The sequence below is a fragment of the Streptomyces sp. NPDC043908 genome (assembly GCF_056435525.1).
In genome coordinates, this window is record NZ_JBWKEI010000002.1 from 517,505 (window position 1) to 530,870 (window position 13,366).

Sequence of the window (13,366 nt, forward strand, 5' to 3'; positions counted from 1 at the left end):
TGGCACAACGGCCCCTCGGTCACCCGTTCGGCCGCGCGGGGATGGCGGCGGGGGCGGGATTGTGCCGCAGCACCGCGTCGATGAGTCCCGAGGTCGCTTCGGGGAAGTCCAGGGGGACGATCCCGAGCCCGGCCCGGCCCGCCAGGGCGGAGCCGTTCAGGAACGAGCGCACCTGCGGGTTGAGCCGGGCGGCGTTCCACTCGGGCGGCAGCCCGGCCGCCGTGCTCACATAGTTGATGTAGAGCCTGCCCGGCTGGTCGGCGGCCTTGCGGAACTGGGCCTCGATCTTGGGGTACTTGCCGAAGGGCTCGGCGTTGTAGTCGTCCTGGATGTCGAAGAGCGCCGGGTCGCCGTAGCGGACGCCGGGCAGACCGCCGTTGTCGGCGAGCAGGACCACCCTGCCCCGGGCCTCGCCCAGCGCGGGCAGCGTGGCGTCGAGGCGGAACAGCGGGCGCCAGCCCTTCTGGTCGAGGTAGAGGTCGAAGATCCGGCGGAACTCGGCGTCGCTCACCGCCGAGTACTCCTGCTTCACCCGCATCAGCACCGTCTCGCCCGGGTGGGCGGCGAGGAAGTCCCGGCAGGCGATCAGCACGTCGCCGAACATCAGGTTCTGGTAGAAGGCGGCGTGGTGGATGGCGAAGGCGTCGCCGGTGGCCCGGCAGCGTACGTCCAGGAAGCGGACGCCTGCGTTCAGCTGCGCGGCGACGACGGCGTTCTGGCACGCGACCCACAGCCCGCCGAAACGGGCGCCGGTGTTGTGCGTACCGGGGATCGTCAGCTGCCGCAGATCGGTCGAGGCGCCCAGGCCCGCCATCCAGTCGGCGGTGCCCAGGGTGCGGGCCGCGGCGGACGCCGCGCCCGTGTACGCCAGGAGCCCGGCGGCCGGAAGCACGGCCGCGCCTCTGAGAAATCCCCGCCGGTCCATACCCACGCTCCCCTGCCGCTCGGCGGCCCTCACGGGCCCCACCCGGTCGTCGCTGTGGCATGGAAGCACAGCGGACCGCGGGAGAACAGGCGTCGGACACCACCGATGACCGCCCGGCGGTCCCGGGCGGCGTCCGCGCGCGGGCGCTGATTACCGGTTCGGCCCCGTATTCGACAGGATGGGCGCATGACCGAGATCCACACCCCCCGTCTGCTCCTGCGCCGCTGGGACGAGGACGACCTGCCCGCCCTGGCCGACATCAACGCCGATCCGGACGTCATGCGCTGGACCGGGGACGGCTCGGTCCTCGATCTGGAACGGACGGCCGACGACATCGAGCGCTGGGAGGAGGAGTGGGACGAGGAGGGCTTCGGGCTCTTCGCCGTCGAGCTCCTCGGGTCCGGCGAGCTGGCCGGGTTCACCGGTCTGACCGTGCCCGAGTACCTGCCCGAGGTGCTGCCCGCGGTGGCGGTCGAGTGGCGTCTGGGACGGCAGTTCTGGGGCCAGGGGTACGCCTCGGAGGCCGCGCAGGCGTCGCTGGAGTTCGCCCTCCAGGACCGCGGCCTGGACCGGGTCCTCGCCATCGCGCGCGTGGGCGACAGCGCGTCCGAGAACATCATCCGCAAGCTGGGCATGGTCCCCGAGAAGGTCACGACCGACCCCCGCAACGGCAACCGGCTCGCGGTCCACTCCATCGACCTCACGGAGTACGCCGGCTAGGGCGTGTGGCGAAAGGGGCGCCGTCCGCCCGGAGGGCGGGCCCCGCGGGGCAGGCGGGACTTTCGCCACACGCCCTAGGGCCGCTCCGGCGTCGTGTGGACGCCCGGCTGGTACTTGGGCAGCCGGACCGTGATCTTCATTCCGGCGCCGGCCGCCGTCTCGATGACCAGGCCGTGCCCGTCCCCGTACACCTGGCGCAGCCGGTCGTCCACGTTGGACAGGCCGATGCCGGTGGACGGGCCGGCCTCGCCCGCCAGGATGCGGCGCAGCCGGTCGGGCTCCATGCCGACGCCGTTGTCCTCGATGACCACCAGCGCCTCCGACCCGGCGTCGCGCGCGGTGATGCTGATGTGGCTCTTGTCGGTCTTGCCCTCAAGGCCGTGTTTGACCGCGTTCTCCACGAGCGGTTGCAGGCACAGGAACGGCAGGGCCACCGGCAGCACCTCCGGGGCTATCTGGAGGGTCACCGAGAGGCGTTCGCCGAAGCGGGCGCGGACCAGGGCCAGGTACTGGTCGATGGCGTGCAGTTCGTCGGCGAGGGTGGTGAAGTCGCCGTGCCGGCGGAAGGAGTAGCGGGTGAAGTCCGCGAACTCCAGGAGCAGTTCGCGGGCCCGGTCGGGGTCGGTGCGGACGAACGAGGCGATGACGGCGAGGGAGTTGAAGACGAAGTGCGGGGAGATCTGCGCCCGCAGCGCCTTGATCTCGGCCTCGATGAGCCGGGTACGGGAGCGGTCGAGGTCGGCGAGCTCCAGCTGCACCGAGACCCAGCGGGCGACCTCGCCCGCCGCCCGCACCAGCACCGCCGACTCGCGCGGCGCGCAGGTGACCAGGGCGCCGTGCACCCGGTCGTCGACGGTGAGCGGGGCCACGACCGCCCAGCGCAGGGCGCAGCCGTCGTCGTCGCACCGGATGCGGAACGCCTCGCCCCGGCCGGTCTCGCGGATGCGGCCGAGCCGTTCCAGGATCTCCGCGGCGTGGTGCTCGCCCGCCCCGTCCCAGGTCAGCACCGAGGACCCGTCGGTCAGGCAGAGGGCGTCGGTGCCGAGCAGGGTGCGCAGGCCCCGGGCGGCGCGGCGCGCGGTGTCGGGGGTGAGCCCGGCGCGCAGCGGGGGCGCGGCGAGGGAGGCGGTGTGCAGGGTCTGGAAGGTGGCGTGCTCGACGGGCGTGCCCAGATCGCCCAGGCCCTGCGGGCGCGCGGTGCGCCGCCCGGCCCAGAAGCCGGCCGCGACCAGGGGCAGGGCGGCCGCGAACATCCCGGCGAGGAACCCGTTCACGCCCGCTCCTGACGGGCCGCGGGGTGATCCGGTCCGCCGCGCCGACCGGTGTACAGCGCCTCCGGGAGATGGAAGCGGGCCAGGGTGGCGGCCGTGCCCGCGGGGACGCGGGCGGGGGTCGCCAGGGACACCAGGATCATCGTCAGGAAGCCGAGCGGCACCGACCACAGGGCGGGCCAGGCGAGCAGCGCGTGCAGCGGGCCGCCGCCGGGCAGCCCCGCCATGGTGGCGGTGACCGCGAGCAGCGCCGAGCCGCCGCCCGCCACCATCCCGGCGACCGCGCCCGGCGGGGTGAGCCCGCGCCACCAGATGCCGAGCACCAGCAGCGGGCAGAAGGAGGAGGCGGAGACCGCGAAGGCCAGGCCCACCGCGTCGGCCACCGGCAGCCCGCCCACCAGGGCGCTGGCCGCCAGCGGCACCGCGACCGCGAGCAGGGTGGCGAGGCGGAAGTGCCGCACGCCCCGGGTGGGCAGCACGTCCTGGGTGAGGACGCCCGCGACCGCCAGGGTCAGCCCCGACGCCGTGGACAGGAACGCGGCGAACGCGCCGCCGGCGAGCAGCGCCCCCAGCAGGTTCCCGCCGACGCCGCCGATGACCAGGTGCGGCAGGACGAGCACGGCCGCGTCGGCCTGTCCGGTGAGGGCGAGTTCGGGCGCGTACAGCCTGCCCAGCGCTCCGTAGACGGGCGGCAGCAGATAGAAGGCGCCGATCAGGCCGAGGACGACGACCGTGGTGCGGCGGGCGGCGACGCCGTGCGGGCTGGTGTAGAAGCGCACCACGACGTGCGGCAGGCCCATGGTGCCGAGGAAGGTGGCGACGATCAGCCCGTACGTGGCGTACAGCGGGCGCTCCTTGCGGGCGTGGGCGAGCGGGGTGGACATGCCCGCGCTGCCCGCGTCGCTGCCGGGCACCCGGTCGCCGGGGGCGAAGACGAGCCGGGTGCCGCGTTCGACGCGGTGGGTGCCGCCGGTCAGGAGCAGGCGTTCGTCCTGGTGGCGGGTGCCGTCGACGGTGCCGGTCGCGGTGACGGTGAGCGGGGCGGCGAGGGTGAGGTCGAGGGTGTCGTCGACGCGTACCGACCGCTGCTCGCGGAAGGCCGCGGGCTCGTCGAAGGCGACGCGCGGGGCGCCGTCGCCGTGCCAGGCGAGGACCAGGAAGAGGGCGGGCACCAGGAGGGCGGTGAGTTTCAGCCAGTACTGGAAGGCCTGGACGAAGGTGATGCTGCGCATGCCGCCCGCGGCGACGGTGGCGACGACGACCACCGCGACCAGCACACCCCCGAACCAGCGCGGCGCCCCGGTCAGCACGTTCAGGGTGAGCCCGGCGCCCTGGAGCTGCGGCAGCAGGTAGAGCCAGCCCACGCCGACGACCAGGGCGGCGGCGAACCGGCGCACGGAGCGCGATTCGAGGCGGGCCTCGGCGAAGTCGGGCAGGGTGTAGGCGCCGGAGCGGCGCAGCGGGGCCGCGACGAACACCAGCAGGACCAGGTAGCCCGCGGTGTAGCCCACCGGGTACCAGAGCATGTCGGGGCCCTGGACGAGGACGAGGCCCGCGATGCCGAGGAAGGAGGCGGCGGAGAGGTACTCGCCGCTGATCGCGGCGGCGTTGAGCCGGGGGCCCACGGTGCGCGAGGCCACGTAGAAGTCGGAGGTGGTCCGGGATATGCGCAGGCCGAGCGCGCCGACGAGGACCGTGGCGAGGACCACGAGGGCCACGGCCGGTACGGCGTAGTTCTGGTTCACGTGTCCACGTTCCTGGGCGGCGCCGGGCGGGCGCTCAGCGGTCCTCGACGAGGCGGGCGAAGTCCTGTTCGTTGCGCTCGGCCCGCTTCACGTACCAGCGGGCGAGCAGCACGAGCGGCGGGTAGACGCCGAAGCCGAGCACGCCCCAGACGAGCCCGGGGTTCTGCGGTCGCACCGCGAACACCAGCGGCAGCGGCCCGACCAGCAGCACGAGCACGGCGAACACGGTCAGTCCGGCGAGCAGTTGGCTGCGCATGAGGGAGCGCACATAGGTGTGGCCGAGCGTGGTCTGCTCGTCGATCTCGGTCCGGGGCCGGTATCCGGCGGGCCCGCGGGTGCGCCGGGGCACCCCGGTGACGACGACACGGCGTTCCGTCGGATCCTGCGGCACGGCTGCCTCCCCAAGGCTGTGTGTCGCCAGAGACTAGTCCCGGTGGCGCGGCGGGAGCAGGGCCGCGTCGCCGGGGAGCGGTCCCGCCGGTCTGGCGCGGCCCCGCACACCGCCCCGATGAGCGCCGGGGCTCTACCTATGTATCCTAGGTTTCAGCCTAGGGAGCCTAGGTTCGAGCCGGTCCGGAGTGCCGGGCACCGATGACGGAGGTACGGGGCGCATGGCGCGTGCGGGACTGACAGCGGACCGGATCACGGCCGCCGCCGCCGAGCTGGCGGACGAGGTGGGCTTCGACCACGTCACCCTCTCGGCGCTGGCCCGGCACTTCGGCGTCAAGGACGCGAGCCTGTACTCGCACGTCAAGAACGTGCGGGAGCTGCGCACCCGGGTCGCGCTGCTGGCCGGCGGCGAGCTGATCGACGAGATCGCCGTGGCGGTGGCGGGCCGCTCGGGGCGGGAGGCCCTGATGGCGTACGCCGACGCCTACCGGGCGTACGCTCGGGCGCACCCGGGCCGGTACGCCGCCACCCAGATCCAGGTCGACCCGGCGCTCGTCGCCGACGCGCCCGCGATGCGGCGGACCGTGGAGATCACCTACGGGATGCTGCGCGGCTACGGGCTCGCCGAGCCGGACCTGACCGACGCGGTACGGCTGCTGCGCAGCACCTTCCACGGCTATCTCAGCCTCGAAGCCCAGGGCGGCTTCAACCACGCACGCGACGTGGACACCTCGTGGCGGCGGGCCGTGGCGGCCCTGCACGTCGCCCTCACCCACTGGCCGGCCCCGTCCCCGGAGGAAGCGACCCATGCCTGAACTGCCCGTACCCGGCGCGAGCCTGTACTACGAGAAGTACGGCACCGGTCCGGTGCTGCTGATGATCCCGGGCGGTGGCGGGGACGCCGCCTCCTTCGACCTGGTGGGGGCGGACCTGGCCGACCAGTTCACCGTCGTCGCCGTCGACCCGCGCGGCAAGTCCCGCAGCGCGGCCCGTGAGCGCGGCCGCGACCAGCGGGTGCGGACGCACAGCGACGACATGCGGCACCTGCTCGACGAGGTCTCGCCGGACGCGCCCGCGTTCGTCTTCGGCAGCAGTTCGGGCGCGATCATCGCGCTCGACCTGCTCGCCCGCCATCCGGAACGGCTGCGCCTGGTGGTGGCCCACGAGCCGCCGACGCTCGGCCTGCTGCCCGACGCGGACCGGTGGCGGGCGGCCTTCGCGGGCGTCGTCGAGGCGTACGGACGCGGCGGCCTGGAGGCGGCGATGGCCGCGCTGGGCGCGGCGGCGGGCCAGGAGGGCACCGACGAGCCGGACGACGAGCGGCAGTTGACCGCCGGACCGGCCGCCGCCCCGGACCACACCGAGCGCTTGCGGCGGATGCGGGAGAACATGCCGCAGTTCCTGGAGCGCGAACTGCGGCAGTTCAGCGGCCATGTGCCGGACCTGGACGCGCTGGGGGCGCACTGCGGACGGCTGGTCCCGGCGTGCGGGCGCGCCTCGCGGGGGCTGCTGCTCGCGCGTCCGGCGGAGGTGCTGGCCGAGCGGTTCGGCACCGGGCTCGTCGAGTTCCCGGGCGGCCACGTGGGTCTGAGCACCCATCCGGTGCGGTTCGCGGCGGTGCTGCGGCGGACGCTGGTGGCGGCCATGGTCGGGGAGACGGTGTAGCGAGGCGGCCGGGGGTGCGGTGAGCCGCCGAGGTGCGGTCGAACCGCGGGGACGGGGCGCCGCCGAGGTGCGATGGCATCGCCCGGAACGGTCCGCGAGGGGGCGGTCACGTCGCCCGGACGACGGCGGGCGAAAAAGGTCTGGACCAGACGGTTGACCGATTGGTCCAGACCTTCTACGTTGCCCAGCGATCCGCCCTGTCCCATCCCCCACGGCACCACAGGGAGGAACGATGCCGTCCTCGCCGTCCACGCCCTCAGCGGGCCCCTCACCGCACCGGAGACTGCTCGCCCTGCTCGGCGCGCTGCTGCTCCCCGTCGCCCTCCTCACCGGCCTCGCCGCCGCCCCCGCGCACGCGGCGAGCGGTCTGACCGCCTCCTTCTCCAGCCAGGACAACGGCTCATGGTGGAAGGGGACGTACGTCATCCGCAACACCACCTCCTCCGCGGTCACCGGCTGGACCCTGGAGTTCGACCTCCCGGCCGGCGTCTCGCTCAGCGGCCACTACAACGGCGAGGCCACCGTCAGCGGGCGCCATGTGACGGTGCGGAACGCGTACTACAACGCGACCGTCAAGGCCGGCTCCACCACCGAGCCGTACAGCTACTGGTTCGTGGCGAGCGGGCCGGTCGGTGCGCCCGGATCCTGCACGGTCAACGGCGACAAGTGCGACGGCACCCCGGACGTCCCGCCCTCCGCGCCCGGCGCCCCCTCGGTCACCTCGGTGACCGCGCACAGCGTCTCGCTCGCCTGGGCGGCGGCGAACGGGGGCGATCACCCGGTGGCCTCGTACGACGTGCTGAGCGGCGGCACGGTCGTGGCCACCGCGACCACCCCCTCCGCCACGGTCACCGGTCTCACCCCGGCCACCGCCTACAGCTTCGCGGTCCGCGCCCGGGACACCCGGGGCAACGCCGGTCCGCAGAGCGCGGCGGTCACGGCGACGACCACCGACCCGGCCTCCGACCCGGACCCGCCCACCGCGCCCACCGCGCTGCGCTCCACCGGCCGGACGTCGACGGCCGTGAGCCTGGCCTGGAACGCGTCGAGCGACAACGTCGGTGTGGCCGCGTACGACGTGTACCGCGACGGGGAGCTCTCCCAGACGCTCCCCGCCACCGCGCTCACCGCGACCGTCGCCGGGCTGACCCCGGCCACCACGTACACGTTCACGGTCAGGGCGCGCGACGCGGCCGACAACGCCTCGCCCGCCTCCGCCGCGCTGGCCGTCACCACCGACGACCAGGCGGGGACCGGCAAGTACCTGAAGGTCGGCTACTTCGCCCAGTGGGGCATCTACGGCCGCCAGTACTTCGTCAAGAACCTCGACACCTCCGGCTCGGCGGCCCGCCTTGACGTCGTCAACTACGCCTTCGAGAACATCGACCCCGTCAACCTGACGTGTTTGGCCGGTGTCACCAAAGGCGTGGGCGGCAACCCCCAGGACCCCGACCAGGGCACCGGCGCGGGTGACGCGGACGCCGACTACGCCCGGCCGTTCGCCGCGGCCCAGTCGGTCGACGGCGTCGCCGACGACGGCTACGCCAAGCTCCGCGGCAACTTCAACCAGATCAAGAAGCTCAAGGCCAAGTACCCCCACCTGAAGGCCGTCGTCTCGCTCGGCGGCTGGACGTACTCGAAGTTCTTCACGGACGCCGCCGCCACCGACGCCTCGCGCAAGAAGTTCGTCTCCTCCTGCGTCGACGTGTGGATCAAGGGCAATCTCCCCGCCTACAACGGCGCGGGCGGTCCGGGCACCGGCGCCGGGGTCTTCGACGGCATCGACCTGGACTGGGAGTGGCCCGGCTCGCCCGACGGCCACGCGGGCAACCACCACTCCGCGGCCGACAAGGCCAACCTGACGCTGCTGCTGGCCGAGTTCCGCAAGCAGCTCGACGCGCTGGGCGGTCCGCACCGGCTGCTCACCGCGTTCACGCCCGCCGACCCGGCCAAGATCCAGCAGGGCTGGGACCTGAGCAGGATCTTCTCCTCCCTCGACTTCGCCAATGTGCAGGGGTACGACTTCCACGGCGCGGGCAGCGACAACTCCTGGGAGCCCGACCGCACCGGCCACCAGGCGAACCTGTACACCGACGCCCAGGATCCCTACGCCACCCACTTCAGCGTCGAGGCGGCCGTCCAGGCCTATCTGGGCGCCGGGGTGAACCCGCGCAAGCTCACCGTCGGCTTCCCGTTCTACGGGCGGGGCTGGCAGAGCGTCACGGACGGCGGTGCGCACGGCGAGTGGCAGGCGGCCAAGGGGGCGGCGCCCGGCCAGTTCCCGGAGGAGGCGGGGGTGCGCGGCTACGGCAACATGATCGCCGGGGTGCCGGGGCTGACCGTCCTCCACGACGAGCAGTCGGTCTCCACGTACGGCTACACGGGCGCCGACGGGCAGTGGTGGAGCTTCGACGACGCCTGGTCGATCGGCAGGAAGACGGCCTACCTCAAGACGAAGGGGCTGCTCGGCGCGATGATCTGGGAGATGTCCGGCGACACGCCGGGCGGCACGCTGATGAGCGCGCTGGCCGGCGGACTCGGCTGAGCCGTGCTTCCCCCGGGGGGCGGGCGGACTAGCCGGTGCTCCGGAAGGCGAGCACCGCGTTGTGCCCGCCGAAGCCGAACGAGTCGCTGAGCGCGATGTCCCCGTCCAGCGGCAGGGAGCGCGGGCTGCCGCGTACGACGTCGAGGTCGATCCCGTCCTCGACGTCGTCGCACCCGGCGGTCGGCGGGATCAGCCCGTCCCGCAGCGTCAGGACGGCGACGACGGCCTCGACGCCTCCGGCGCCGCCCTGGAGGTGGCCGAGCGCGCCCTTGTTGGCGGTGACGGGGACGTCCGGGGTGTGGGCGCCCAGGACCCGGCCGAGGGCCCGCGCCTCGGCCCGGTCGCCCTCCAGGGTGGCGGTGGCGTGGGCGTTGACGTGCACCACGTCCGCCGCGGTGGCGCCGGCGTCCGCGAGGGCCGCCCGCAGCGCGGCCTCGATACCGCGCCCGCCCGGTTCGGGCCGCCATGTGGAAGCCGTCGGCGGAAAGCCCCCAGCCGGCGGCCTCGCAGTAGACGCGCGCGCCGCGGGCCCGGGCGTGCTCCTCGGCCTCCAGGACGAGGACGCCCGCGCCCTCGCCGAGAACGAACCCGTCCCGCTTCGCGTCGAACGGGCGGCAGGCGGAGGCCGGTTCGTCGTTGCGGGTGGAAACGGCCCGCATCGCGGCGAAGGCGGCCAGGACGGCCGGGATGATCACGGCTTCGGTGCCGCCCGCCACCACCAGGTCGACATGGCCGTCGCGGATGCGGTCCACGGCACGCCCGATGGCCTCGGTGCCGGAGGCGCAGGCCGACACCAGGGTGCTCGCCTCGCCCAGGATCCCGAGGTCGATGGAGATCTGGGCGGCGGCCGAGGACGGCACCAGCATCGGCGCGGTGTGCGGCGAGACCGCGCGCGGGCCGCGCTCCTCCAGCCGCCGCTGGGCGTCGACGAGCACCGGCGCGCCGCCGAGGATCGAGCCCATCGACACCCCGGCACGGGTGGGCAGCAGCCCGCTGGGACGGGCGCCCTCCGGGTCCAGGCCCGCGTCCCGCCAGGCCTCACGGGCGGCGAGCACGGCCAGTTGCGCGGAGCGGTTCATCCGCCGCGCCTGGGGCCTGGGCAGCAGCCCGGCCGGGTCCACCGCGGCCCGCGCGGCGAGCCGTACCGGGAGCGCGGCGAACTCCTCGCCGTCGAGCAGGCCGACCGCCGAGCGCCCCGAGAGCAGTCCCTGCCAGAGTCCCGGCACATCGGGTCCGAGCGGGGTGAGCGCGCCGAGCCCGGTGACCACGACCCGCCGCCGGCCCGTCCCCGTGCCCTCGGGGCGCCCGGCGCCGGCGGGGTCGACGCGGCCCGCCCGCACCACCTGGCGCTCGCGCCGGTCGAGCAGGCGCTCGTGGTCGGGGCCGCCGCCCAGGGGGCGCAGCACGAGCCGGGTCCGGGCCTCGCTGGCGGGGGCGGTGCGCAGGACGACGTGCCAGCTGTCCACGCCGGTCGCGACGACGTCGCCCGGCATCAGCTCTCCGGTGGTCAGGAGCCGGCACTGGCCGCCCATGACCGACTCTTCGCTCATCGCCGCTTCCCAGTTCGCACAGGTGAACGACTTCAGGGCCTCCGGGCGGCCCCGTGAAGTCGATAAAGCGATCTGGGAACATCTTGCCCGTGCCTCGGCTCCGCGGCCACGCGAGCCGGTTCCGGCGCCCCGCGCGGCGCGTGGGAAAGGTCAGGGGCGGCCCGCCTCGGGGATCGCCTCCCCGCGCCGCACCGGCCCGGGCGGGGTGCCGTCCCCGAACGGCCGGCCGCCCAGCTCCTCCCGGTGGTGCGGGGTCAGCCAGCCGGACAGATCGGGGCCTGCGGGCACGATGCCGGTCGGGTTGATGCCCGAGTGCACGAGGTTGTAGTGGCGTTTGATGTGGTCGAAGTCGACCGTGTCGCCGAAGCCCGGGGTCTGGAAGAGGTCCCGGGCGTAGGCCCAGAGCACCGGGTCCTCGGTCAGCTTGTTCCGGTTGCACTTGAAGTGTCCGTGGTAGACGGCGTCGAAGCGCACCAGCGTGGTGAACAGCCGGATGTCCGCCTCGGTGATGGTGTCCCCGACCAGGTAGCGGCGGTCGGCGAGGCGTCCGGAGAGCAGGTCGAGCCGGCGGAACACATCGCGGTGGGCGGCCTCGTACTCCCCCTGGTCGGTGGCGAAGCCGGCCCGGTAGACCCCGTTGTTGAGGTCGCGGTAGACCCCGTCCATGACCTCGTCGATCTCGTCGCGCGACTGCTCGGGGTAGAGGTCGGGCGCCCCCGGCCGGTGCAGCTCGCGCCACTCGGTGGCGAGGTCGAGGGTGATCTGCTGGAAGTCGTTGGTGACCAGCTTCCCGCTGGGTACGTCCACGATCGCCGGGACGCTGACGCCGCCCGAGTAACCGTGCTCGCGCGCCTCGTAGGCCTCACCGAGGTAGCGGATGCCGAGCACGGGGTCGCGGCCGTCGGGCTGGAGGGTGAAGCGCCAGCTGCGGTCGTCCTGGATCGGGTCGGCCACCGCGAGCGAGAGCGCGTCGTCGAGGCCGAGGAGGCGCCGGGAGACCAGGGCGCGGCTCGCCCAGGGACAGGCCCGGCTGACGACCAGCCGGTAGCGGCCGTACTCGACGGGCCAGCCGTCGCGCCCGTCGCGGGTGACGCGGTCCACGAAGTGGCTGCGCGAGCGCTTGAAGGGCTTGCTCCCGTACCCCGCGTTGCCCCCGCTGCCCTCCATTCCCGCCGTGTCGCTCTGCTCGGAGCGGCTCATCCCGGTCTCCTTCCGGCTGGACTCGCGTGACTGGCGTACTGCCTGCGAGCCTTCCCCCGGAGCGGGAGATCTCCCACGGGATGAGCCGCCCGGTCGAACGTCCGTCCCCCGTCGGGGGCGGGCCGGGGCCTCGTCGGACGGGCCTAGCTCAACGGGTCCAGCGTCAGGTACGCCTGGCGGGGGTCGCCGTCGTTCACCAGTGACTCGTGGTGGCCGACGTCGTCGAAGGCGAAGGCGTACGCCCGCCCGTCGGCCATCCGGGCGTGCAGCTCACGCGCGTACTGGTTGGTCACCGCGTCCTGGTAGAAGGCGGCGGAGCCGGTGTCCGGCTGGTTGGGGTTGACCAGCAGCGTGGAGCGGTTGTACCCGGCGCACAGCGTGCGCGAGATCGGGCCGCGCACCAGGTCGTTCGGGGCGTCGAGCAGCTTGTAGCAGCCGAACACGCTGTCCGCGTCGGGCTTCTGGAAGCGGGTGACGACCGCGCCCGCGCTGTTGGTGAAGTCCATGGTGGAGCCGGAGACCCGGCCGTAGTACCTGGTGGCGGGCTGGTCCGCGAACGGGGTGACGGTCAGCGTGGAGGTGCTGTACTTCTGCCACACCCGGTTGATGTAGTCGTCGAGCACGGTCCTGGGCAGCGCCCCGGTCTCGATGCCGTGGCCGGGGGCGAGCGCCCGCAGAATCGATCCGTCGGGGCGGGTCTGGACGAGGCCCGCCCAGCCGCCCGGCTTGCCCCTCAGCGCGCCGAAGAAGCCGTTGTAGCCGCCCGGCTTCAGGTGCCCGGTCGATCGGACGGTGCCGTCGGCGGCCTTGACGCCGACCGCGTACGGGGCCGAGACCATGTCCACCTGGGTGCTGTTGAGCCACAGCCCGGAGTCGTTGAGCGTGTACTCGGACCAGTTGAAGAGGATGTTCCGGTTGGGGTCGCTCGGGTTCTGCACCGCGGGCTGCACCAGACCGCCGGTGGTGAGCTTGAAGACGAGCTTCTGACCGTACGAGAAGTAGACGCGCCCGGAGAACTTGGGTATCCGGATGGTCTTCGACTGCCCGTTCGCCGGACCCGGGATCGAGGCGTCGGGTGCCGGGGTGGGCGGGTTGCCTCCGGCCGGCCAGGGGTGGAAGGTGCCGTCGGCGTCGGCCCAGCCCTGCTGGCCGGTCGAGAGCAGCGTTCCGAGGTTGTACAGGTAGAGGGGTTCACCGCGGCCGGAGTTGTTGGTCACGGTGAACGGAAGGGTCGAGGGCACGGCGGCGGTGGCGGGGGTGGCCGCGCCGGTGGCGGTGAGCCCGGTTGCCAGCAGCAACGCGGCGACCAGGGGCGCCAGCAGCTTTCCTTGGACGGACAACTTTCCTTGGACGGA

The 13,366-nt window shown here is 73.7% G+C and carries 10 protein-coding genes and 1 pseudogene; 4 read left to right on the plus strand and 7 right to left on the minus strand.

Going from position 1 to position 13,366, the window contains the following annotated elements:
• Window positions 1-19: 19 nt before the first annotated feature.
• Window positions 20-925: a phosphatidylinositol-specific phospholipase C gene (locus AC069K_RS06565; RefSeq protein ID WP_478612717.1), complete on the minus strand. Its 906-nt coding sequence runs from the start codon at window positions 923-925 to the stop codon at window positions 20-22.
• Window positions 926-1,111: 186 nt separating this feature from the next.
• Between AC069K_RS06565 and AC069K_RS06570 the strand changes: the two genes are divergently transcribed.
• Entirely contained in the window at window positions 1,112-1,645 is a 534-nt protein-coding gene (locus tag AC069K_RS06570) for a GNAT family N-acetyltransferase (RefSeq protein WP_365101346.1), read from the plus strand.
• Between the two features lie 74 nt (window positions 1,646-1,719).
• On the opposite strand, the gene AC069K_RS06575 is transcribed toward AC069K_RS06570, so the two are convergent.
• Genes AC069K_RS06575 through AC069K_RS06585 form a run of 3 tightly spaced genes read right to left on the minus strand, consistent with a single transcriptional unit; the run spans window position 1,720 to window position 5,052 of the window.
• The gene (locus AC069K_RS06575) at window positions 1,720-2,919 is read right to left on the minus strand and encodes a sensor histidine kinase (RefSeq protein ID WP_358833588.1); all 1,200 of its coding nucleotides are present in this window, start codon (window positions 2,917-2,919) and stop codon (window positions 1,720-1,722) included.
• Window positions 2,916-4,661, minus strand: coding sequence for a sodium/solute symporter (locus tag AC069K_RS06580; RefSeq protein WP_365101348.1), 1,746 nt, complete (start codon window positions 4,659-4,661; stop codon window positions 2,916-2,918). Before AC069K_RS06580 ends, AC069K_RS06575 begins: the two co-directional genes overlap by 4 nt.
• A 34-nt stretch (window positions 4,662-4,695) precedes the next feature.
• Window positions 4,696-5,052 carry a hypothetical protein gene (locus AC069K_RS06585; RefSeq protein ID WP_365101350.1) on the minus strand — a complete coding sequence of 119 codons (357 nt, stop codon included), beginning with the start codon at window positions 5,050-5,052 and terminating at the stop codon, window positions 4,696-4,698.
• Window positions 5,053-5,272: 220 nt separating this feature from the next.
• Between AC069K_RS06585 and AC069K_RS06590 the strand changes: the two genes are divergently transcribed.
• The 3 genes from AC069K_RS06590 (at window position 5,273) to AC069K_RS06600 (ending at window position 9,261) form a co-directional block, all read left to right on the plus strand.
• A complete protein-coding gene (locus tag AC069K_RS06590) occupies window positions 5,273-5,866 on the plus strand; it encodes a TetR/AcrR family transcriptional regulator (protein ID WP_478612723.1) in 594 nt (197 codons plus the stop codon).
• Window positions 5,859-6,716, plus strand: coding sequence for an alpha/beta fold hydrolase (locus AC069K_RS06595; RefSeq protein WP_478612726.1), 858 nt, complete (start codon window positions 5,859-5,861; stop codon window positions 6,714-6,716). The genes AC069K_RS06590 and AC069K_RS06595 overlap by 8 nt, the downstream gene beginning before the upstream one ends.
• Before the next feature lie 232 nt (window positions 6,717-6,948).
• A complete protein-coding gene (locus AC069K_RS06600; protein WP_478612729.1) occupies window positions 6,949-9,261 on the plus strand; it encodes a glycosyl hydrolase family 18 protein in 2,313 nt (770 codons plus the stop codon).
• 28 nt (window positions 9,262-9,289) lie between these two features.
• Here the strand turns inward: AC069K_RS06600 and AC069K_RS06605 are convergent.
• The 3 genes and pseudogenes from AC069K_RS06605 to AC069K_RS06615 all read right to left on the minus strand — a co-directional run bounded on the left by AC069K_RS06605 (window position 9,290) and on the right by AC069K_RS06615 (window position 13,351).
• Window positions 9,290-10,793, minus strand: a pseudogene (locus AC069K_RS06605) (beta-ketoacyl-[acyl-carrier-protein] synthase family protein).
• 168 nt (window positions 10,794-10,961) lie between these two features.
• Window positions 10,962-12,011: a glutathione S-transferase family protein gene (locus AC069K_RS06610; protein ID WP_478612732.1), complete on the minus strand. Its 1,050-nt coding sequence runs from the start codon at window positions 12,009-12,011 to the stop codon at window positions 10,962-10,964.
• A 143-nt stretch (window positions 12,012-12,154) separates the two neighbouring features.
• A complete protein-coding gene (locus AC069K_RS06615; RefSeq protein WP_365101363.1) occupies window positions 12,155-13,351 on the minus strand; it encodes a glycoside hydrolase family 64 protein in 1,197 nt (398 codons plus the stop codon).
• Between the last annotated feature and the right edge of the window lie 15 nt (window positions 13,352-13,366).

Excerpts from the sequence above, each read along its gene's own strand:
- AC069K_RS06565 (WP_478612717.1), bottom strand. The coding sequence starts at position 925 with ATGGACCGGCGGGGATTTCTCAGAGGCGCGGCCGTGCTTCCGGCCGCC.
- AC069K_RS06570 (WP_365101346.1), top strand. The coding sequence starts at position 1,112 with ATGACCGAGATCCACACCCCCCGTCTGCTCCTGCGCCGCTGGGACGAG.
- AC069K_RS06590 (WP_478612723.1), top strand. The coding sequence starts at position 5,273 with ATGGCGCGTGCGGGACTGACAGCGGACCGGATCACGGCCGCCGCCGCC.
- AC069K_RS06595 (WP_478612726.1), top strand. The coding sequence starts at position 5,859 with ATGCCTGAACTGCCCGTACCCGGCGCGAGCCTGTACTACGAGAAGTAC.
- AC069K_RS06600 (WP_478612729.1), top strand. The coding sequence starts at position 6,949 with ATGCCGTCCTCGCCGTCCACGCCCTCAGCGGGCCCCTCACCGCACCGG.
- AC069K_RS06610 (WP_478612732.1), bottom strand. The coding sequence starts at position 12,011 with ATGAGCCGCTCCGAGCAGAGCGACACGGCGGGAATGGAGGGCAGCGGG.